At 73.5% G+C, this 20,046-nt stretch carries 15 protein-coding genes and 1 riboswitch; of the genes, 8 read left to right on the top strand and 7 right to left on the bottom strand.

Annotated features, from left to right (window positions below):
* Positions 1-132: 132 nt before the first annotated feature.
* From ACIRBY_RS04390 to ACIRBY_RS04405, 4 genes are all read left to right on the top strand, one after another.
* The gene (locus ACIRBY_RS04390; protein ID WP_403895935.1) at positions 133-831 is read left to right on the top strand and encodes a sigma-70 family RNA polymerase sigma factor; all 699 of its coding nucleotides are present in this window, start codon (positions 133-135) and stop codon (positions 829-831) included.
* A 137-nt stretch (positions 832-968) separates the two neighbouring features.
* A complete protein-coding gene (locus ACIRBY_RS04395; RefSeq protein WP_403895938.1) occupies positions 969-1,373 on the top strand; it encodes a BlaI/MecI/CopY family transcriptional regulator in 405 nt (134 codons plus the stop codon).
* 4 nt (positions 1,374-1,377) lie between these two features.
* A complete protein-coding gene (locus ACIRBY_RS04400) occupies positions 1,378-2,310 on the top strand; it encodes a M56 family metallopeptidase (RefSeq protein WP_403895941.1) in 933 nt (310 codons plus the stop codon).
* A gap of 171 nt (positions 2,311-2,481) precedes the next feature.
* Positions 2,482-4,341 (top strand): potassium transporter TrkA, encoded by a 1,860-nt coding sequence (locus ACIRBY_RS04405; protein WP_403895944.1) that lies wholly within the window; start codon positions 2,482-2,484, stop codon positions 4,339-4,341.
* A gap of 42 nt (positions 4,342-4,383) precedes the next feature.
* Here the strand turns inward: ACIRBY_RS04405 and ACIRBY_RS04410 are convergent, their stop codons facing one another.
* Positions 4,384-5,379 (bottom strand): sporulation protein, encoded by a 996-nt coding sequence (locus ACIRBY_RS04410; RefSeq protein WP_403895946.1) that lies wholly within the window; start codon positions 5,377-5,379, stop codon positions 4,384-4,386.
* Between the two features lie 309 nt (positions 5,380-5,688).
* On the opposite strand from ACIRBY_RS04410, the gene ACIRBY_RS04415 reads away from it, so the two are divergent.
* Positions 5,689-7,035 (top strand): hemolysin family protein, encoded by a 1,347-nt coding sequence (locus ACIRBY_RS04415; RefSeq protein ID WP_403895948.1) that lies wholly within the window; start codon positions 5,689-5,691, stop codon positions 7,033-7,035.
* Entirely contained in the window at positions 7,032-8,045 is a 1,014-nt protein-coding gene (locus ACIRBY_RS04420; RefSeq protein ID WP_403895951.1) for a hemolysin family protein, read from the top strand. Before ACIRBY_RS04415 ends, ACIRBY_RS04420 begins: the two co-directional genes overlap by 4 nt.
* A gap of 16 nt (positions 8,046-8,061) precedes the next feature.
* On the opposite strand, the gene ACIRBY_RS04425 is transcribed toward ACIRBY_RS04420, so the two are convergent.
* The 3 genes from ACIRBY_RS04425 to aceA all read right to left on the bottom strand — a co-directional run bounded on the left by ACIRBY_RS04425 (position 8,062) and on the right by aceA (position 11,913).
* Positions 8,062-8,934, bottom strand: a complete 873-nt coding sequence (locus tag ACIRBY_RS04425) for a 3-hydroxybutyryl-CoA dehydrogenase (RefSeq protein ID WP_403895954.1) — start codon at positions 8,932-8,934, stop codon at positions 8,062-8,064.
* A complete protein-coding gene (gene aceB, locus ACIRBY_RS04430) occupies positions 8,931-10,523 on the bottom strand; it encodes a malate synthase A (protein ID WP_403895957.1) in 1,593 nt (530 codons plus the stop codon). Before aceB ends, ACIRBY_RS04425 begins: the two co-directional genes overlap by 4 nt.
* 103 nt (positions 10,524-10,626) lie before the next feature.
* Positions 10,627-11,913 (bottom strand): isocitrate lyase, encoded by a 1,287-nt coding sequence (aceA, locus tag ACIRBY_RS04435; RefSeq protein WP_403895960.1) that lies wholly within the window; start codon positions 11,911-11,913, stop codon positions 10,627-10,629.
* A 375-nt stretch (positions 11,914-12,288) separates the two neighbouring features.
* On the opposite strand from aceA, the gene ACIRBY_RS04440 reads away from it, so the two are divergent.
* Positions 12,289-13,692: a short-chain fatty acyl-CoA regulator family protein gene (locus tag ACIRBY_RS04440; protein WP_403895963.1), complete on the top strand. Its 1,404-nt coding sequence runs from the start codon at positions 12,289-12,291 to the stop codon at positions 13,690-13,692.
* 85 nt (positions 13,693-13,777) lie between these two features.
* Here ACIRBY_RS04440 and metE read toward each other — a convergent pair whose 3' ends face one another.
* The 3 genes from metE to ACIRBY_RS04455 form a co-directional block, all read right to left on the bottom strand.
* Positions 13,778-16,102, bottom strand: coding sequence for a 5-methyltetrahydropteroyltriglutamate--homocysteine S-methyltransferase (metE, locus tag ACIRBY_RS04445; RefSeq protein WP_403895966.1), 2,325 nt, complete (start codon positions 16,100-16,102; stop codon positions 13,778-13,780).
* 188 nt (positions 16,103-16,290) lie between these two features.
* A riboswitch (cobalamin riboswitch) is annotated at positions 16,291-16,452 on the bottom strand.
* A gap of 126 nt (positions 16,453-16,578) precedes the next feature.
* Positions 16,579-17,316 (bottom strand): hypothetical protein, encoded by a 738-nt coding sequence (locus ACIRBY_RS04450; protein ID WP_403895969.1) that lies wholly within the window; start codon positions 17,314-17,316, stop codon positions 16,579-16,581.
* The gene (locus ACIRBY_RS04455; RefSeq protein ID WP_403895972.1) at positions 17,313-18,695 is read right to left on the bottom strand and encodes a nitrous oxide reductase family maturation protein NosD; all 1,383 of its coding nucleotides are present in this window, start codon (positions 18,693-18,695) and stop codon (positions 17,313-17,315) included. Before ACIRBY_RS04455 ends, ACIRBY_RS04450 begins: the two co-directional genes overlap by 4 nt.
* A 272-nt stretch (positions 18,696-18,967) precedes the next feature.
* Between ACIRBY_RS04455 and ACIRBY_RS04460 the strand changes: the two genes are divergently transcribed.
* Entirely contained in the window at positions 18,968-20,026 is a 1,059-nt protein-coding gene (locus ACIRBY_RS04460; protein WP_403895975.1) for a Dyp-type peroxidase, read from the top strand.
* Positions 20,027-20,046 lie beyond the last annotated feature (20 nt).

Genomic DNA, 20,046 nt, shown 5'->3' on the forward strand with positions numbered 1-20,046 from the left:
GAGCGGGCGCTGACGGCCCTTCCGCCGCCCGCCGCCCCTCGGGCATCGGCCATGCCCTCCGGCCGGCCGTACCCCCTTCACCGGCCCCGCCGTGCGCGGAGCCGGACACCTTGCCCCTAAGGACCTGTGGCGATGACTCCTGCCCTGCACACCCAGCCCCGTCCCGCCGGCGAAAGGCCGGCCCGGCACACCCCGGACTCCGACGCGGAGGTGACCCGACTGGCCCTCGCCGCGCGCGACGGCGACCCCGCGAAGGCGGACCGGTTCGTCCGCGCGCTGCACCGCGACGTCTGGCGTTACGTGGCGTACCTCAGCGCGGACCGCCAAGCGGCCGACGACCTGACCCAGGACGTGTTCCTGCGCGCGCTGGCCGCGCTCCCCCGGTTCGAAGGCCGCTCCTGCGCCCGCACCTGGATCCTGTCCATCGCCCGGCGCACCGTCGTCGACAGCGTGCGCCACGCCGCCGCCCGCCCGCGCGTGTCGGACCGGTACGACTGGCAGACCGCCGCCGAACAGAGCCAGCCGTACGGCCTTCCCGGCTTCGACGACGGCGTCGCCCTCGCGGAGCTCCTGGCCGCGATCCCGGCCGAACGCCGCGAGGCCTTCGTCCTCACCCAGCTCCTCGGCCTCCCCTACGCCGACGCCGCCGTGGCGCTCGGCTGCCCCATCGGCACGGTCCGCTCCCGCGTGGCCCGCGCCCGCACCTCGCTGATCGCCCTGCTGACGGACACCGAACCGCCCGTGGCACTGCCGCGGCAGCCGCCCCTGGACCACCCGCGGCGCAGCTCTCCGACGGCCCCCGCGCCCGCACCCGCCCCCTCCCTGGTCTGACCGGCCGGTGACGCACGGGAGGGGCCGGCCCCGGCCTGCACCGGCCGGCCCCTCCTCCTGCGGCCGTCGCGCGCCGGCTCAGTACGATGGACCGCCATCACCGGCGGACGGGCGCCGGATCCACAGGAGGTCGACGGGTGAACGTGAGCGACGGGGGCGGTGACGACCGGCAGTCCCGCAGACGCGGGCAGGGCGAGTTGGAGGTCCAGGTGCTGGCGGCCCTCGGCGGGGCCGGCGAACCGGTCACCGCGGCCTGGGTCCAGGAGCGGATCGGCGGGGGTATCGCCTACACGACCGTCATGACCATCCTGACCCGCCTGCAGGCCAAGGGTGCCGTCGCGCGCGAGCGCGTGGGGCGGTCGTTCCGGTGGACGCCCGTCGCCGACGGCTCCGGGCTGGCGGCGATCCGGATGCGGAAGGTGCTCGACGGCGAGGCGGACCGGGAGGCGGTCCTGACCAGCTTCGTCACCGCGCTGCCCGCGGGGGACGAGCAGCTGTTGCGCGATCTGCTGGCCCAGGCGGACGGGGAGGGGGAGGACTGACGCCATGGGGGTCTTCGTCTTCCTGCCGCTCGTCCTCCCCTTCACCGCCTGGCCGATCGCCCGCCTCGCCGAACAGCACCTGCACCCGCGTACCGCCACCCTGCTCCTGACCGCCATCGCCGCGGTGCTGGCCTGTTGCAGCACCCTGTGCCTGGGCCTGGTCATGGTGGTCGGCACCGCGCAGCTCCCGGGCAACCCGCTGCCGGACGGCTGGTCCGACCCGGAGGTGCGCGACGCCCTCCGGTACGACGAAGTCGCCGGCCGGCTGGCCATCCCGGTCCTGCTCACCGTGCTGGCGTCCTGCGCGGGCACCGCGTGGCGGCACCGCCGGGTGCACCGCGACGCCGGGGCGGCGCTGGGCACGGCGCGCCCCGGTCCCGTGGTGGTCCTGCGGGACGACGCGCCGTACGCGTACGCCCTCCCCGGCCGGCCCGGCCGGGTGGTGGCGAGCACCGGCATGCTGTCGGCCCTCACCTCCCGTGAGCGCAGGGCCCTGTTCGCCCATGAGCGCGCCCATCTGGCGGGCCGCCACGACCGGGTGCTGCTGACCGTGCGGTTGGCGGCGCGGGCCCATCCGTTCCTCCGGCCCCTGCGTACGGCGGTCACGTACACGGCGGAGCGGTGGGCGGACGAGGAGGCCGCCGCGCACGTCGGCAGCCGCAAGACGGTGGCGCGTGCCATCGGGAAGGCCGCGCTGGTCTCGCGCGGCACGCCGACGCCCGGGCTGACCCGGTTCGCGGCGGCGGGCCCCGTTCCCCGGCGCGTGGCCGCCCTGCTCGCCCCCGCGCCGGCGGGCCGCGCCTGGCCGCCCGTCTTCACCGCGGTCGGACTCGCCGTGTGGACGGCCGCGGGGGGTGCGACGGTCTCGGCGCTCTCCTCGGCCAACTCGGCCGTCACGCTCTACCTCGTCCTGCACGCCGCCACGTTCTCGGCCTGACCGCAGGTCACCGGCACCACCGCCCACGGGCGTTCCCCAGGCCCGGGGGCGTTCCGGCGCCCCTGCGCCCGGCCGGCCGCACGGCTGCGGACGAGGGTCCCGCTCCTGCGTGGGATGATCGACTGCGTCCGCGAGCGAGGCGGACGGTGCGAACACGGGGGGCTTGCGAGGGTGTGGGACCGGCTGCGCTATTGGTTCGACGGCACGATGGACCGCGGGGTCTCCGCCCTGATGGCGTGGCTGGCACTCGCCTCGGCCGCGCTGATCACCGTGGTCACCACGCTGGTGGTGCTGCTCACCGACGGGGACACGGAGGCCAACGGCGGCTGGGCCGGCGTGGCCTGGATGAGCCTGCTGCGCACGCTCGACCCCGGCACCATGGGCGGCGATGACGGCGGACCGGTCTTCCTCGCGCTGATGCTGTCCGTCACCCTCGGCGGCATCTTCATCGTCAGCGCGCTCATCGGCGTGCTGACCACCGGCCTGGAGGCCCGGCTCCAGCGGCTGCGCAAGGGCCGCTCGCGCATCATCGAGCGCGACCACACCATCCTGCTCGGCTGGTCGGAGCAGGTCTTCACGGTGGTCGCCGAGCTGGTCGAGGCCAACCAGAGCGAGCGGCGTTCGTGCGTGGTCGTCCTGGCCGACCGAGACAAGGTCGACATGGAGGAGCAGATCCGGCTGCGCGTGCCCGAGACGGGGCAGACGCGCGTCATCTGCCGTTCGGGCAGCCCGCTCAAGCGTGAGGACCTGGAGCTGGTCAGCCCGGACACCGCCAAGTCGATCATGGTGTTGCCGCCCACGGGTGACGACCGCGACACCAACGTCATCAAGACGCTGCTCCTGCTCAACAACCGCACGTGGAACAGCCCCCGGCCCCAGGTCGTGGCCGCCGTCCAGGACTCGGACAACCTGGCCGTGGCCCGCCTGGCGGCGGGCGGCAGCGCCCTGGTCATCGACGCCGACGACTTCGCCGTGCGGCTCGTGGTGCAGTCCCACCGGCAGACCGGCCTCTCCACCGTCTGCGACGAACTGCTCAGCTTCTTCGGCAACGAGATCTACATGCGCCGCGAGCCCGCCCTGACCGGGACGACGTACGGCGAGGCGCTCAGCCGTTACGAACTCGGCGTCCCCATCGGGATCCACCGGAGGGACGGCGGCACCCGGGTCAATCCCGCCATGGACACCGTGATCGGCCCCGAAGACAGCATGATCGTGATCGCCGAGGACGACCTGCTCATCAGACTGACCGACGACCGGCCCGACGTCCTCTCCTCGGCCGTGGTCTCCACGCCCGGCCGGGCGGCCGTACCGGACCGCACCCTGATGATCGGGTGGAACTCCCGCGCACCGAAGATCATCGGCCTGCTCGACCAACTGGTCAGGGAGGGCTCGGTCATCGACGTCGCCGCGCCCCGCCGCCCGGACGAGGCCCTGGAGGCCGAGCGCGACAACCTCACCGTGGGCCACAAGACCTGCGAGCCGACCAGCCGGCGGTCCCTGGAGTCCCTGGATCTCGGCGGCTACCAGCACATCATCGTCCTCTCGGACGAGAGCGTCGATCCCGATCTCGCCGACGACCGGACCCTGGTCACCCTCCTCCACCTGCGCGACATCGAAGTGGGGCTGGGTGACCCGTACTCGATCGTCACCGAGATGAACGACGACGCCAACCGGGAGGTGGCCCAGGTCACCAAGGCCGACGACTTCATCGTCAGCACCAAGCTGATCTGCCTCCTGCTGACCCAACTCGCCGAGAACGGAGCCCTGTACGAGGTCCTGGCGGACCTGTTCGACCCCGCGGGCTCCGAGATCTACCTCAAGCCCGCCGGGGACTACCTGCGCGCGGGCGCCGAGGCGAACTTCGCCACCGTCGTCGAGGCCGCCCGCCGGCGGGGCGAGACCGCCATCGGCTACCGCGTCGCGGGCCACGGCGACCGGGCCCCGCGCTACGGCGTCCGCCTCAATCCCTCCAGGTCCGATCCGCTCGTGCTGGCCGAGGCCGACCACGTCATCGTGCTGGCCGAGAACTGACCTGATCCGGCCGGGTCCTGCCGGCGGAGGTGCGCCGGGCCGTCAGGACTCGTCCTCGTCGCCTTCGAGGAAGTCGCCGATCTCGTCGACGGCTTCGGCGGCCACCATGCCGCCGACCACACCGACGGCGAGGCCGGCGGCACCCGCCGCGACCGCCGTACCGATGCCGGGGCCGGAGCGGTGGTGGCCGCCGTGGCCGTGGTCGCCCTCGTGCGGGTCGTGGCCGCCGTGCGCGTACGGGCCGTGGACCGCCGCCGCCCGGGCGGTGCGGGACGCGACCAGGGCACGGATCCAGGCGTCGACCTCGGCGTTCCAGTCCGTGCGGGCTGCCTGGTCGTGGTGAACGGTGTGGCGGGCGAGGGCGTCGCGCCCCTCGGAGAAGAGGCCGCCGCGCTTGTCGGCCTCCAGGACCACGTCCATGCCGGCCGGGTGGGCGAGGAAGGTGACCTCGATCTCGCCGACCTGGTGGGCGTACTGCGGCGCGGGGCTGAGCTCGATCTCCTGGTAGAAGGGCAGCTGCTGGCCGGTGCCGCCGATGCGCCCGTACTCCAGGTCGGCGGACTTGAAGCCGAACCCGAGCTGCCCCAGGGCCTCCAGGACAGCTTCCTGGACGGGGAGGGGGCGCACGGCGAGCGCGTCGAGGTCGCCCTTGTCCTTGGCGCCTGCCACGCCGAGTTCCGTCCGCACGCCGAGGACGATGCCGAGCGGCCGGCCGTGCAGCTCGGTGACGGGGGTCTCCCAGGGGAGGGTGACCGCGAACGGCACGCTGCGCCGCTCGCCCTCGCGGAGGCGGAAGCCGCCGCCCACGGTGAAGCGCTCGAAGACGACGGCGCCGTCGCGCTCGCCGTGGCCGGTCTCGGCCTCGACACGGGCGACGAGTTCGAGCGTGATGTGCTCGATCTCGAAGTCGGCCCGGCCGCCGGTGAGCCGGACCTCGCCCGACAGGCTGCCGCCGGGCACGGCGCTCACGGGATCGAGGACCGTGTCGACGGCGGGGCCGCCGACGCCGATCGAGCCGAGCAGTCGCTTGAACACCATGGCGGCGCTCACTCCTTCAGTCAACGAAGATCATCAGTGCTGAAATCTACACGGCTGTAGAAGTACATGAGCGGCGGGTCCGCCGCAAACCGCCGACACCGCAACGGTCCGGCGGCGAGCGGGAACCCCTCATCGCTTTACTTGCCCTTTACCCAAAGGTTGCGGATACTGTCGGCGACCGAACAGCAGACCGGGCCGTCGGCCCGCCGAGAGCGAACGGAGCAGCAGACCCGCAATGGGTGAACCTCCCAGTCCCTGCCGTGCCACGACCTGCCCGAAGATCAACGAGCCGGGAGCGGGGGTGGCGCGGTGACCGAGATCCTGTTGCTGCTCGTCGCGTTCGCGCTGACGCTGGCCTGCGCCGTCTTCGTGGCCGCCGAGTTCTCCTTGACCACGGTCGAGCGCAGCGAGCTCGACCGAGCCGTCGAAGCCGGTGAACGGGGTGCCGAGGGCGCCCTCAAGGCCGCGAAGCGGCTCACCTTCCAGCTGTCCGGGGCACAGCTCGGCATCACGGTGACCTCCCTGGTCATCGGCATGCTCGCGGAGCCGTCCGCGTCCGTGCTGCTGCGCGGCCCCCTGGAAGCCGCCGGCCTGCCGTCGGGCGCGGTGCCGGCCACCGCGACCCTCCTCGGCGTGGCGCTGTCGACCCTCGTGCTCATGGTGGTCGGCGAACTGGTCCCGAAGAACTGGGCGATCTCCCGGCCGCTGGCCGTCGCCAAGGTCGTCGCGGGCCCGCAGCGCGCCTTCACGGCCGCCTTCGCACCGCTCATCCGGCACCTGAACGGCACGGCCAACCGCCTGGTGCGCCGCTTCGGCCTGGAGCCGGCCGAGGAGCTGGCCTCCGCCCGTACGGCGGAGGAACTCGTCGCGCTGGCCCGGCACTCGGCCCGGGAGGGCGCCCTGGAGGCCGATGCGGCCGAGCTGTTCGTCCGTACGCTCGGGCTGGGCGACCTGACCGCCGAGAACGTCATGACCCCGCGCGTGGACGTACAGGCCCTGGAGGCCCACGCCACCGCCGCCGACGCCGCGAACCTGACGCTGGCCACCGGCCTGTCCCGCTTCCCCGTGTACCGGGACACGCTGGACGAGGTCATCGGCACCCTGCACGTGCGCGACGTCCTGGCCCTCGACGAGGACGAGCGGGGCCTGACCCCCGTCACCGGGCTCATGACTCCCCCGCTGCTGGTCCCGCACTCCCTCGCCGTCGACACCCTGCTGCGCCGGCTGCGCGAGGCGCGGACCATGGCCGTCGTCATCGACGAGTACGGTGGCACCGCCGGCGTCGCGACCGTGGAGGACGTCGTCGAGGAGGTCGTGGGCGAGGTCCGCGACGAGCACGACCCGAGCGAGGTCCCCGATCTGGCCGCGTGCGGGCCGTCGGCGGACGGGCGCGCGGTCTGGGAGGCCGACGGCAGCGTCCGCACGGACCGGCTGGAGGAGATCGGCTTCACCGTCCCCGAAGGCCCGTACGAGACCCTGGCCGGCCTCGTCGCCACCCGCCTGGAGCGCATTCCCGTGGAGGACGACCGCGTCGAGGTCGAGGGCTGGCAGCTCGCGGTCCTGCGGACGGAGCACCACCGCGCCGACCGGGTGCGGATCACCGCGCCCGCGCCCGCCGGCGCCGACACCGCACAGACCGCGGAGGAGAACCGGTGACCACGCTCCAGCTGCTGATCGGCGCCCTGACCCTGGTCACCAACGCCTTCTTCGTCGGCGCCGAGTTCGCGCTGATCTCCGTACGCCGCAGCCAGATCGAGCCGGAGGCCCTCAAGGGCAGCCGGCGGGCGCAGACGACGCTCTGGGCCCTGGAGCACCTCTCGGCGATGCTGGCCACCGCCCAGCTCGGCATCACCGTCTCCTCGCTGGTCCTCGGCGCCGTCGCCGAACCGGCCATCGCACACCTGCTGGAGCCGCCCTTCGAGGCGATCGGCGTACCCGGGGCACTGATCCACCCCGTCGCCTTCGTGATCGCGCTGGCCCTGGCGACCTATCTGCACATGCTGATCGGCGAGATGGTCCCGAAGAACGTCGCGCTCGCCGCCCCGGCGCCGACCGCGCTGTTCCTCGGCCCGCCGCTGGTCGCCCTCACCCGTGCCCTGCGCCCGGTCGTCTTCGGCGTCAACGCCTTCGCCAACGCCCTGCTGCGGCTGCTGAAGGTGGAACCGAAGGACGAGGTCTCCGCCGTCTTCACCGACGACGGACTCGCCCGCCTGGTCAAGGACTCCCAGGACGCCGGACTCATCGGCCCCGAGGGCGGCGCACGCCTGCGCGACGCCCTGGAACTCGGCACCCGCACCGTCGGCGAGATCATGATCCCGCGGGCCGGATTCGTCACCGTGGACCGGGGCGTCACCCCGCGCGGACTGGAGCGGACCGCCGCCGCACACGGCTTCTCCCGTCTGGTGGTCACCGGTCCGGAAGACGTGGTCCTGGGCTTCCTGCACATCAAGGACGCCCTGGGCGCGGCCGACCGGGCCGCGCCCTTCCCGTCCGGCGCGCTCCACACGGTCACCACGGTGGCGCTGCGCACCCCGCTGGACGACACCATGACCGCCATGCGCGACGCCGGCACCCACCTCGCCGCCGTCACGGACACCCGGGGCGCGGTCGTCGGCTTCGTCACCATGGAGGACGTACTGGAGGAGCTGGTGGGCGAAGCCGACTGAGCCGGCGCCGGGTCCCTCAGCGGTCCCGGTCGTAGGCGTGGAACCCCCGGCCCGCCTTGCGGCCCAGCAGCCCCGCCTGCACCATCCGCATCAGCAGCGGGGGCGGCGCGTAGAGGGGTTCCTTGAACTCGTCGTAGAGGGACTGCGCGATCGCGGCGACCGTGTCGAGGCCGATGAGGTCGGCGAGCTTCAGCGGGCCCATGGGATGGGCGCAGCCGCGTTCCATGCCCGCGTCGATGTCGGCCGGGGTGGCGAAGCCCGACTCGGCCATGCGGACCGCCGACAGCAGGTAGGGGACGAGGAGGGCGTTGACGACGAATCCGGCCCGGTCCTTCGACCGGATCGTCGTCTTGCCCAGCAACTCGCGGGCGAAGGCCTCCACCGTCTCCACGGTCTCCCGGGAGGTGTGCAGCGAGGAGACGACCTCGACCAGCGGCAGGACGGGCACCGGGTTGAAGAAGTGGAGGCCCACGACCCGGTCGGCGCGCCCGGTGGCCATGCCCAGGCGCATGACGGGCAGCGAGGAGGTGTTCGTCGCCAGGATCGCCCCCCGGTCCTCGACGATCTTGTCCAGGGCCGCGAAGGTCTCGGTCTTGACGTCCGCGTCCTCGGTCACCGCCTCGATGACGAGCTGCCGGTCGGCGAGGTCGTCGAGGCTGCCGGTGAAGACGAGGCGGGTCAGCGCGTCCTCGGCCGAGATCCGGTCCAGCTTGCCCCGCTGGACGGCGCGCTCCAGGGAGACGGCCACCCGTTCGCGGGATGCCCGGGCGGCGTCGGCGTCGGCCTCGCACACGACGGTGTCGAGTCCGGCGCGGGCACAGACCTCGGCGATGCCGGCGCCCATCTGTCCGCCGCCGACGATCCCGACCCTGCGGACGGCGGTGCTCATGCGTGTGCCTCCGGAATGCGCACGAGGTGGCGGGTGTAGGCGTCAGGGGTGAAGAAGAGCGGGAGTTCACCGGCGAGGGCGGTGCGCTCGAACAGCTCCCGCACGTCGTCGACGGCGGCCCAGGGGTGTTGGGCGCCGAGTGCGGCGAGCTCCTCGTCGAGGATCCGCAGCACCGTGTCGCGGTCGATGGCCCGGTGGCGCAGCCACTGCCAGATCTGCACGCGGGCGATCTCCGCGGTGGCGGCGCCCTCCATGCGTCCGTCGAGGGCCACGGCCCCCTGACCGCGCAGCCAGGCGTCGAAGTACCGCAGCGCGACGGCGATGCCGGTGCGTACGCCCTGCTCGGTGGGCGGGCCGCTGGTCCGCCGTACGGAGAGCAGGTCCGCGGCCGCGACCTGCACGTCCTCCCGCGTGCGGTCCAGCTGGTGCGGGCGCCCGGCCAGGACTCCGTCGAAGACCTCCCGGCAGACGGGGACCAGGCCGGGATGGGCGACCCAGGACCCGTCGAACCCGTCCTCGGCCTCGCGCTCCTTGTCCAGGCGCACCGCGGCCAGGGCCGCGTCGTTCGCCTCGGGGTCCTTGCCCGGGAGGTGCGCGGCCATGCCTCCGATGGCGTGGGCGCCGCGCTTGTGGCAGGTGCGGACGAGGAGTTCGGTGCAGGCCCGCAGGAAGGGCGCCGTCATGGTGACGCGTGCCCGGTCGGGGAGCTGGAAGTCGGTGCGGTGGCCGAAGGTCTTGATCAGGCTGAAGAGGTAGTCCCGGCGTCCCGCGTTGAGGCCGGCGGAGTGCTCGCGCAGCTCGTAGAGGATCTCCTCCATCTCGAACGCGGCGGTGATCGTCTCGATGAGGACCGTGGCGCGGACGGTGCCGCGGTCGATGCCGAGGAGGTCCTGGGCGAGGACGAAGACGTCGTTCCAGAGCCGGGCCTCGTAGCGGTTCTCCAGCTTGGGCAGGTAGAAGTACGGGCCGCGCCCGGCGTCGATCTGCCGTTGCGCGCAGTGGAAGGAGTACAGCCCGAAGTCGACGAGCGAAGCGGGTACGGGACGGCCTCCGAACTCCAGGTGCTCTTCCAGGAGGTGCCAGCCCCGGGGCCGGACCACGAGGGTGGGCAGCTGTTCGCCGAGGCGGTACTCCTTGCCCTCGGGCGCGGTGAAGTCGATCCGTCGCCGGGTGGCGTCGAGGAGGTTCAGCTGGCCGCCGACGATGTTGGTCCAGGTGGGTGCGGTGGCGTCCTCGAAGTCGGCCATCCAGACCTGGGCACCGGAGTTGAGGGCGTCGACCGTCGTGCGCCGCTCGGGCGGGCCGGTGATCTCCACCCGCCGGTCCTCCAGGCCCGGGGCGGGCGGGGCCACGCGCCACGTGGGGTCGGCGCGGACGGCGGAGGTGGCGATCGGGAAGTCCAGGGGGGATCCGGTGGCGATCCGGATCGCCTGGCGGCGGCGCTCCTTGAGCAGCAGCCGGCGGCGCTCGCCGAACGCCTCGGCCAGGCGGCCGACGAAGGCGAGTGCTTCCGCGGTGAGGATCTCCTCGTGGCGGGCGCCCGGTGCCGCGAGGACCCGGACCCGGTGCGTGGTGGCGGTGGTGGTCATGCCGTCTCCTGAGAGGGGGTGGACGGGGGCCGGACGGGCAGGGCCGTCCGGCTCGCTGCGACGCGGAGCTCCGGCCGGGGGCGGCCGGCGCGGGCGGGGCGCCTCAGTGGAACTGCTCCTCTTCCGTGGAGCCGGTGAGGGCGGTGGTGGAGGAGGCGGGGTTGACGGCGGTGGAGACGAGGTCGAAGTAGCCGGTGCCGACCTCGCGCTGGTGCCTGACGGCGGTGAAGCCGTGCTGCTGGGCGGCGAACTCGCGCTCCTGGAGGTCGACGTAGGCGGTCATGCCGTGTTCGGCGTAGCCGCGGGCGAGGTCGAACATGCCGTGGTTGAGGGAGTGGAACCCGGCCAGGGTGATGAACTGGAACCTGTAGCCCATGGCGCCGAGTTCGCGCTGGAACTTGGCGATCTGGTCGTCGTCCAGGGCGGCCTTCCAGTTGAAGGAGGGCGAGCAGTTGTAGGCCAGCATCTGGTCCGGGTACCGCGCGTGGACGGCCTCGGCGAACTCGCGGGCCTGGGCGAGGTCGGGGGTGCCGGTCTCGACCCAGATGAGGTCGGCGTAGGGGGCGTAGGCCAGGCCGCGGGCGATGACGGGAGCCATGCCGTTGCGGACGTGGTAGAAGCCCTCGGCGGTGCGCTCGCCCGTGCAGAACTCGGCGTCGCGCTCGTCCACGTCGCTGGTCAGCAGGGTCGCCGCGAGGGCGTCCGTGCGGGCGATGACCAGGGTGGGGGTGTCGGCGATGTCGGCGGCGAGGCGGGCCGCGTTGAGGGTGCGGACGTGCTGGGAGGTGGGGACGAGGACCTTGCCGCCGAGGTGGCCGCACTTCTTCTCGGAGGCGAGCTGGTCCTCGTAGTGGATGCCCGCGGCGCCGGCCGCGATCATCGCTTTGGTCAGCTCGAAGGCGTTCAGGGGACCGCCGAAGCCGGCCTCGGCGTCGGCGACGATCGGGGCCAGCCAGTCCGTGGTGTCCGCGCCGCCCTCGGCGGTGGCGATCTGGTCGGCGCGCAGCAGCGCGTTGTTGATCCGACGGACCACCTGCGGGACGGAGTTGACCGGGTAGAGGGACTGGTCGGGGTAGGTGTGGCCGGACTGGTTGGCGTCGGCGGCGACCTGCCAGCCGGACAGGTAGACCGCCTGGAGGCCGGCCCGCACCTGCTGGACCGCCTGGCCGCCGGTGAGCGCGCCGAGGGCGTGGACGTAGTCCAGGTCGTGGAGCTGTCGCCACAGCCGTTCGGCGCCGCGCCGGGCGAGGGTGTGCTCTTCGCGGACGCTGCCGGAGAGCCGGACCACGTCCTCGGCGGTGTAGGTGCGCTCGATGCCCGCCCAGCGGGGGTCCGTGGCCCAGCGCCGCTTGAGCTGCTCGGCCGCCGCCGTCGTGTTGGTGTCTGCCATGACCGTCACCGTCTCCGTGAGTCGCTCGGTCTGCCAACCTCCCGTCCCTTGCGGCGGGATATTGGCACTGTGTGCCGAGAATGTGGGTTGCGGCCGCCGGCCCCACCTGAGGAGGAGCTGAGCGATGCTGCAGGTCGGCCAGCTTGGACTGCCAGGAACTCCGACGTCAGAGCATGAATCGGGCCCAGCGTGTCGGCCTGGGCCGCCGGGGTCCGGCGGGCCGCACGACAGACTCTGACAGCGGCACGCAGTGCCATCAATGAGGTACACATGCCAAGTTCTGCGAATCTTCCGCGGCAGATTTGCCAAGCTTGCGAAGGGGGGAGACGCAAGGATCATGCGTAGCCTGGAGCCGATCGAGGCTGAGGAGTCCAGGTGGGCAAGACGTACGCGGGTGCGCGGCTGCGGCGGCTGCGTGAGGAGCGCCGGATGAGCCAGGCCGAGCTGGCCCGTGTCCTGGCCATCTCCCCCAGCTACCTGAACCAGATGGAGCACGACTCCCGGCCCCTCACCGTGCCCGTCCTGCTGCGGCTCACCGAGGCGTTCGGAGTGGATCCGGGCTTCTTCTCGGAACGCGACACCAGCCGTCTCGTCGCGGACCTGCGCGAGGCCCTGGCGGGCGAGCTCGCCGAGGCCCGCGTCTCCGCCTCCGACCTCGCCGAACTCGCCACCCGCATGCCCGCGGTGGCCTCCGTCCTGCTGGACCTCGGCCGGCGCGGCCAGCTCCTGGCCGAACGGCTGGCGGACACCACGGACGGCCGGGACGGCGGCCCGGCCGCACCGCGCTCACCGCACGAGGAGATCCGCGAGTTCTTCTACCGCCGCCAGAACTACCTCCACGACACCGACCTCGCCGCCGAGGGCCTCGCCCGCAAGATGGGGATCCGCCCCGGAGAGGTCGTCCGCGTGCTCGCGGACCGCCTCGCCGAGCGCCACGGGATCCGCCTCGCGTCCGGCTCGGACCGCCTCCACCACTTCGACGGCGCGGCCGGCGTCCTGTACCTGTCCAGCCGGCTCCGTCCCGGCCAGCAGGCCTTCCGCATGGCCACCCAGCTCGCCCTGCTCGAGTACGACGAGGAGCTGGACCGGCTCGCCACCGAGGACTTCGCACCCGGCTCCCCCGCCCACGGCCTGGCACGGATCGGCATCGCCAACTACTTCGCGGCCGCGCTGGTCCTCCCCTACAGCGCCTTCCACACGGCGGCCGAGGAGTTCCGCTACGACATCGAGCGCCTCACCGACCACTTCGGCCTCGGCTACGAGACCGTCTGCCACCGCCTCAGCACCCTGCAACGCCCGAGGCTGCGCGGGGTCCCGTTCTCCTTCGTCCGGGTCGACCGGGCCGGGAACCTCTCCAAGCGGCAGTCCGCGACCGGATTCCACTTCTCCCGTGCGGGCGGTACCTGCCCACTGTGGAACGTGTACGAGGCCTTCGCCGCGCCCAGCCGGATCCACGTCCAGGTCGCCGCCATGCCCGACGGACAGCGCTACCTGTGGACCGCCCGGGCCGTGACCCGCCACCGCGGCGGCTGGGGCGAGCCCGGCAAGACCTTCGCCATCGGCCTGGGCTGCGAGATCCGCCACGCGCCCCGGCTCGTCTACTCCGACGGCCTCGACCTGGACAACGCCTCCGCCGCCACCCCCATCGGCATGGGCTGCCGGCTCTGCGAACGCCTCGACTGCCCCCAGCGCGCCGTCCCGCCCCTGGGCCGGACCCTGACCGTCGACGAGAACAGCAGCACCTTCATCCCCTACCCCGTGGCCCGGGACCGCGGCTGAGCCGCACGTCCCCCACGGCCGCCCGGCCCGCGGCGGAGCCCTGCCGCCCCGGACGTCCGGGGCGGCAGGGCTCGGTGCGCGACGGTCAGGCGTGGTCGCCGGTGAGGGCGGCGCGGACCTCACGGGCAGCGGCCACCAGGTGCTCCAGGGAGGCACGCGTCTCGGCCCAGCCGCGGGTCTTCAGGCCGCAGTCGGGGTTGACCCACAGCCTCTCGGCCGGGATCGCCTCCAGCCCCCTGCGCAGCAGACCGGCCGCCTCCGCGACGCCGGGGACGCGCGGGGAGTGGATGTCCCAGACGCCGGGACCCGCCTCGCGGGGGTAGCCGTGGGCCGCCAGTTCGCGGGCGACCTGCATGTGGGAGCGGGCCGCCTCCAGGCTGATGACGTCGGCGTCGAGGTCGTCGATGGCCTGGACGATGTCGCCGAACTCGGCGTAGCACATGTGGGTGTGGATCTGGGTGTCCGGCCGGACACCGGAGGTGGTGAGGCGGAAGGCCTCGGTGGCCCAGGCGAGGTAGTCGGCGCGGTCGGCCGATCGCAGCGGCAGCGTTTCGCGGAGGGCGGGCTCGTCCACCTGGATCACCGCGGTCCCGGCCGCCTCGAGGTCGGCCACCTCGTCCCGCAGGGCGAGCGCGACCTGGCGGGCGGTGTCGCCGAGCGGCTGGTCGTCGCGTACGAAGGACCAGGCGAGCATGGTGACCGGCCCGGTGAGCATGCCCTTGACCGGCCTGGCCGTCAGGGACTGGGCGTACGAGGTCCAGCGGACGGTCATCGGCGCGGGCCGCGAGATGTCCCCGGCCAGCACCGGCGGGCGGACGTAGCGCGTGCCGTAGGACTGCACCCAGCCGTGGCGGGTGGCCAGGCAGCCGGTGAGCTGTTCGGCGAAGTACTGCACCATGTCGTTGCGTTCGGGCTCGCCGTGCACCAGGACGTCGAGCCCGGCCTTCTCCTGGAAGGAGACCACTTCCTCGATCTCGCTCCTGATGCGCGCCTCGTACCCGGCCGTGTCGATCCGTCCGGCCCGCAGGTCCGCGCGGGCCGTGCGCAGCTCGTCGGTCTGCGGGAAGGACCCGATCGTGGTGGTCGGCAGCAACGGCAGGCCCAGGTGGGCCCGCTGGGCGGCGCTGCGCTCGGTGTACGGCTGGGCGCGGCGGGCGTCGGCGGCGGTGACGGCCGCGGTGCGGGTGCGGACGGCGGGGTCGTGGGTCAGGGGGGAGGCCGCCCGGGAGGCGAGGGCGGCCCGGTTGGCGGAGAGTTCTCCGGCCACCGCGGCGGTGCCGGACCCGAGGCCCTTCGCCAGGGTGGCGATCTCGGCGGTCTTCTGCCGGGCGAAGGCCAGCCAGCGCAGGATCTGCGGGTCGACGTCCCGCTCCGCCGCCGCGTCGAGCGGGACGTGCAGCAGGGAGCAGGAGGCGGCCACGTCCACCCGGCCGGCCAGGCCCAGCAGGGTGCCGAGGGTGGCCAGGGACCGCTCCAGGTCGTTGACCCAGATGTTGCGGCCGTTCACGACCCCGGCGACCAGGCGCTTGCCGGGCAGTCCGCCGACGGCCGCGAGGTCGTCGAGGTTGCGGGCGGCCGGGCCGGTGAAGTCGAGGGCCAGGCCCTCGACCGGCGCCTTCGCCAGGACGGGCAGCGCCTCGCCCAGCCGGTCGAAGTACGAGGCGACCAGCAGCCTGGGCCGGTCGGTGAGGGCGCCGAGGTCCCGATAGGCGCGGGTGGCCGCGTTCAGCTCCGCCGGGGTGCGGTCCTGCACCAGCGCCGGCTCGTCGAGCTGCACCCACTCGGCCCCGGCGGCGCGCAGGGCCGCGAGGACCTCCGCGTACACCGGCAGCAGCCGGTCCAGGAGGGTCAGCGGCTCGAAGTCCGCCGCCACGCCCGGTGCCGGCTTGGCCAGCAGCAGGTAGGTGACGGGGCCGACCAGGACGGGGCGTGCGGTGTGGCCGAGGGCGAGGGCCTCACCGAGCTCGGCGACCTGCTTCGCCGGATCCGGGCTGAAGACGGTGTCCGGCCCCAGCTCGGGGACGAGGTAGTGGTAGTTGGTGTCGAACCACTTGGTCATCTCCAGCGGCGGCACGTCCTGCGTGCCGCGCGCCATGGCGAAATAGCCGGCCAGGGCGTCGTCGGTGACGGCGGCCCGGTGGCGTGCGGGGATCGCGCCGACCATGACGGTGGTGTCGAGCACGTGGTCGTAGTACGAGAAGTCCCCGGTGGGCACTTCGGTGAGGCCGGCGGCGGCGAGCTGCTGCCAGGCGGTGCGGCGCAGTCCTGCGGCGGTGGCGCGGAGGGCGTCGGCGCCGACGCGGCCCTTCCAGTACCCCTCGATCGCCTTCTTCAGCTCACGGTTGCCGCCCTGGCGGGGGTAGCCGTGGACGGTGGCGCCTGCTGCCGCGGCTGCGGACTCGGTGGTCACGGAGATCTCCTTCACGAGATGGATCCCTGAGATCCCGATGGGACCCGAAGGCGCGAAGGGGTACCGGAAACGGACGGTCGCGACCCCACGCGGCACGCGCGGTCGACCGTCTCGCCGTGTACGCCGACCCGCCCACGAGGTCACCGGGATGTCCGTGCACGGCATGGGGCCGGGCGCGGGCAACGGGCAGGTCTTCGGACTCGCGGGCACGCCTGCCGGCTCTCCTGATCTGCCGGCGGGCCCCTACTGGCCGTCGCTTCCCAGGACCTGACGGTCCCAGTGCGTATGACGGCGGTCGTTCCCGCTCACCGCTGCGGGGCAGTCCCGGATTCCCACCGGGTTCCCTCTTACGACGCATCCCGCCTGGCGGACGGGGCGAACCAGCTGCACCGCCAGCCTACGGGTTCGATCCGGGGCACCGGCAAGGGCGTCCACGTTTCGGACGGCGGCATGAGATGTGCGCCCCGGGCCGGGTGTCACGCGGACAAGGTCGCCACCAGCCAGTCGGTGCCGCTGCCGAGGTGGGCCGAGAAGCGGCGGAGTCGGCCGTCGGCGTCGATCCAGTAGCGGGTGCGGCCCGCGACGGTGCGGGCCGCCTCCCGGGTGGCCCCCGGGGGCGTGGTGGTCGACGGGCCGGCGAACACCGTGACGGGGGTGCCGTCCACCTTCTCGGAGCCGAGGTGGCGGGCGCCGCTGTGGAGCAGCAGTTGGGCGTTGTCGGGGCGGTTCGCGGCCAGGTTGAGCAGGAGGAGGAGCGTGGTGTCGACGGTGGACGCCCGGGCCGTGAGCGGATGCTCGGTCCAGCCGTTCTGGGGTGGGTGGGCGGGGAGGGAGCCGGTCCAGTCGCGCTGCATGGAGACCGTCGTGCGGGTCCAGCTCAGCAGGTGGCGGCCCTGGTCGCGGGCGCCGCCGTCGATCTGGAGGAGGGCCAGGCCCGTGCCGTGACGCCAGTCGAGGCGGCCGGTGAGCCGGGCGGACTTCCCTGGGACGGGGATGTCGGCTGTGACCTGGGCCGTTCCGCGCCGGTAGTTGGCGAACCGGGTGAGGGCGAGCAGTTCGGCCTGGGGGGTGGTCAGGGCGGGTGAGGCGGCTGCGGAGGGCGCGGGGCGCGGCTTCTCCTGGGTGCAGGCCGCAACGCCGAGGAGCGTCAGGAGGGCCAGGGCGATGCCGTAGGCGGAGAGGCGCGGCAGGGTGCGGCGGGGTGGCGGTGTCATCGTGCGGTCCCGCCCTGCCGGGGACGTGCGGCGAGCAGGTCCGGTGCGGGCAGGGGTACGCGGTCGGGGTCGACGTCACCGGGCAGGTGGAGCGCGGGTTCGGCGGGTGCGTTCGCGGCGTCGGGGAGCTGCGGCTGGGCGGGGGGCGGGGTGACGTCGAGGAAGGCGACTCCGGCCGGTGGCGGGGCGGTGCGGGTGGGGGGCGCCGCGGCGGCGGACCGGCTGTTCCCCCCGGGGCAGGGGGCGGTGCGGGTCAGGTCGTCGGGCAGGGTGCGCCGCAGGGTGTTGCCGTGCAGGCAGTTGCCCTCTCCGGGGGCTCGGGTGGACGCCTGGTAGGAGATGTCGACCCCGTTGTCGGACAGTGTGTTGTCTTCGAGCCGGTTGCCCAGGGGAGGTACGTCCTCGTGGGAGGTGAGGACGATACCGGCGCGGGAGTTGCCGCTGACGCGGTTGCGCCGCAGCGTGTTGTGCTGGCCGCCGGCGATGCCGATGCCGATCCCGAAGCCGCCGTCGGCCTGCTCGGGGGTGTCGGGGGCGTTGTTGTCGGCCACCAGGTTGCCGGCGATGACTCCGCCGGTCTGGGGTACGTGGGCTTCCTGGTAGTCGGTGTCGATCGTCATGCCGACCCGGTTGCGGGTGAACCGGTTGCGCAGCACCCAGACGGGTCCGCTGGCGTTGGTGCCCTCGTAGCCGATGGCGTTGTGGTCGGCGATGTTGTCCTGGACGAGCACGTTGCAGGGCTTGCACTGGCCCACGTAGAGGCCGGAGTCGGCGCTGCCGGAGGCGTGGTTGCGCTCGATCACGCCGTTGCGGGCGTTGAACGCGTAGATGCCGTAGAGGCCGTTGGCGTGCGCGGTGACGTAGCGGACGCGGAAGCCGTCGAGGGGAGGGAAGCGGGCCGGGTCCAGGTGCTGGTAGCCGTCGCTGCCGCGGGCGAGTCCGCCGTCGGCGCCGCTCATACCGGTGACCAGGACGCCGTTGAGGAGGTGGTTGGCGACGGTCAGGTTCTCCACGGAGACGCCCGCGGCCGTGACCACGATGCCGTTGGAGCGCCGGCCCTGGCCGTCGATGACGACGCGGTTGCGGTCGGTGCCCCGCAGCACCACGCGGTCGGTGCGCACCCGGACGCTCTCGTGGTACACGCCGGGTGAGACGAGTACGAGGTCTCCGGGGTGGGCCCGGTCGAGGGCGGCGTTGATCGTCGCCGCCTCCCCCGGTACCCGGATGGTCGCGGACCGGGCCGGGCGGGCCGGCGCATGGCCGTCGGTGGCGGTGTCGTTCCCCGTGCAGCCGCCGCACACGAGTGCGGCGACGAGCGCTGCGCCCAGCGTCACGGCGCGCCAACGGGCCTGTGCCCGACGGGCGATGAGCGGCATCATGTGCGCTTTCTTCCGATCCGTAAGGACAGCGAGAGTTAGCTTAGAGTACGCGAGTGACTACTGACAGTACACATTCCAGTGGATCGGGCACGGGGCAACGACCGTCGCGGCGCAGGGTGCTGACGGGGGGCGCGGCGGCCGCCGCGGCTGCCGGGGTCACCGGATACGTGGTCGGCTCGGCGCGGGGGCGGTCGCCGGCATCCCCCGACGGGGCCTCCCCGGCGGGGACGTCCGGGAGCGGAGCGTCGTCCTCGGCCCCGGGAGCGGTGCCCGTGTCCGCCCGGGGCGGGCGCCAGGCCGGGGTCGACCGGCCGGTGCAGCCCCAGCGGCACGTGGTCCTGTCGGTCTACGACCTGCCCGGAGCCGGGGACCCGGACGCCTCCGGCCCTGATGTCGTGCGCCGGAGCGGGAGGGTCTTCGCCGCGTTGGGCACCCGTGTCCTCGCTCTCACCGGCCGGGGTGGCGCTGCCGCGTTGAGCGGACTCCCGCGGGGCGATCTGACCGTCACCGTGGGGGTGGGCCCCCGTCTCGTGGCCGCCGTGGACGGGGAGCTGCACGGGGCCCGTGAACTGCCGGGTTTCGCCCGCGAAGAGATGGCCGACTCGGCCCGGGGCGGCGATCTGATGGTGCAGGTCTGCGCGTCGGACCCGCACGTGGCGACGCTGGCCGATGACGACCTGCGGTCCTGGCTCCAGGAGCGGTCGGCGGCGCCCCGCTGGTCGCAGCACGGCTTCCGGCCGCCCGCTCCACCGGGAGGGTCCGGAGAGCGGGTGCCGGTGCGCAATCTGCTGGGGTTCCTGGACGGAATGGTCGCGCCGCGCACCGGCAGGGAGTTGGACCGGGAGGTGTGGCTGCCGGCCCCGGCCCGGGTACGGGGCGGCACGGTCGCCGTGGTGCGGCGCCTGCGGCTGGACGTGCGGCGCTTCCTCGCCCAGGACACCGCCGAGCAGGAGCGGGCGATCGGGCGACGCCGCGAGGACGGGGCGCCCTTGACCGGCGGGGGCCCGGACGCGCCCATGGACCTGGGCGCGAAGTCCGCGCGGGGCCGGTACCTGATCCCGGCCATGGCCCACGCCCGCCGCGCCCATCCCAACGGCACGGGCAGCGGACTGATGCTGCGCCGCGGCTACAGCTACGCCAACGGACCGGAGGACCGCGGGCTGCTGTTCATCTGCTTCCAGCGCGAACTGCGCACGTTCGTGGCGACGCAGCAGCGGCTGGACGACGGCGACGAACTGGCGTCCTTCGCCACGGCCACCGCGTCCGGCACCTTTCTCGTACTGCCGGGGTACACGGAGGCGCACCCGCTGGGCGCTCCGTTGTTCTCCTGAGCGTGCGGGCCTGCCGGGGG

Source organism: Streptomyces sp. NPDC096136, assembly GCF_044763325.1.
GTDB lineage: Bacteria > Actinomycetota > Actinomycetes > Streptomycetales > Streptomycetaceae > Streptomyces.

What these genes read in the sequence shown, in the direction of transcription:
- ACIRBY_RS04390 (WP_403895935.1), top strand. Translation starts at nt 133, where the DNA reads ATGACTCCTGCCCTGCACACCCAGCCCCGTCCCGCCGGCGAAAGGCCG.
- ACIRBY_RS04400 (WP_403895941.1), top strand. Translation starts at nt 1,378, where the DNA reads ATGGGGGTCTTCGTCTTCCTGCCGCTCGTCCTCCCCTTCACCGCCTGG.
- ACIRBY_RS04410 (WP_403895946.1), bottom strand. Translation starts at nt 5,379, where the DNA reads ATGGTGTTCAAGCGACTGCTCGGCTCGATCGGCGTCGGCGGCCCCGCC.
- ACIRBY_RS04425 (WP_403895954.1), bottom strand. Translation starts at nt 8,934, where the DNA reads ATGAGCACCGCCGTCCGCAGGGTCGGGATCGTCGGCGGCGGACAGATG.
- aceB (WP_403895957.1), bottom strand. Translation starts at nt 10,523, where the DNA reads ATGACCACCACCGCCACCACGCACCGGGTCCGGGTCCTCGCGGCACCG.
- aceA (WP_403895960.1), bottom strand. Translation starts at nt 11,913, where the DNA reads ATGGCAGACACCAACACGACGGCGGCGGCCGAGCAGCTCAAGCGGCGC.
- ACIRBY_RS04450 (WP_403895969.1), bottom strand. Translation starts at nt 17,316, where the DNA reads ATGACACCGCCACCCCGCCGCACCCTGCCGCGCCTCTCCGCCTACGGC.
- ACIRBY_RS04455 (WP_403895972.1), bottom strand. Translation starts at nt 18,695, where the DNA reads ATGATGCCGCTCATCGCCCGTCGGGCACAGGCCCGTTGGCGCGCCGTG.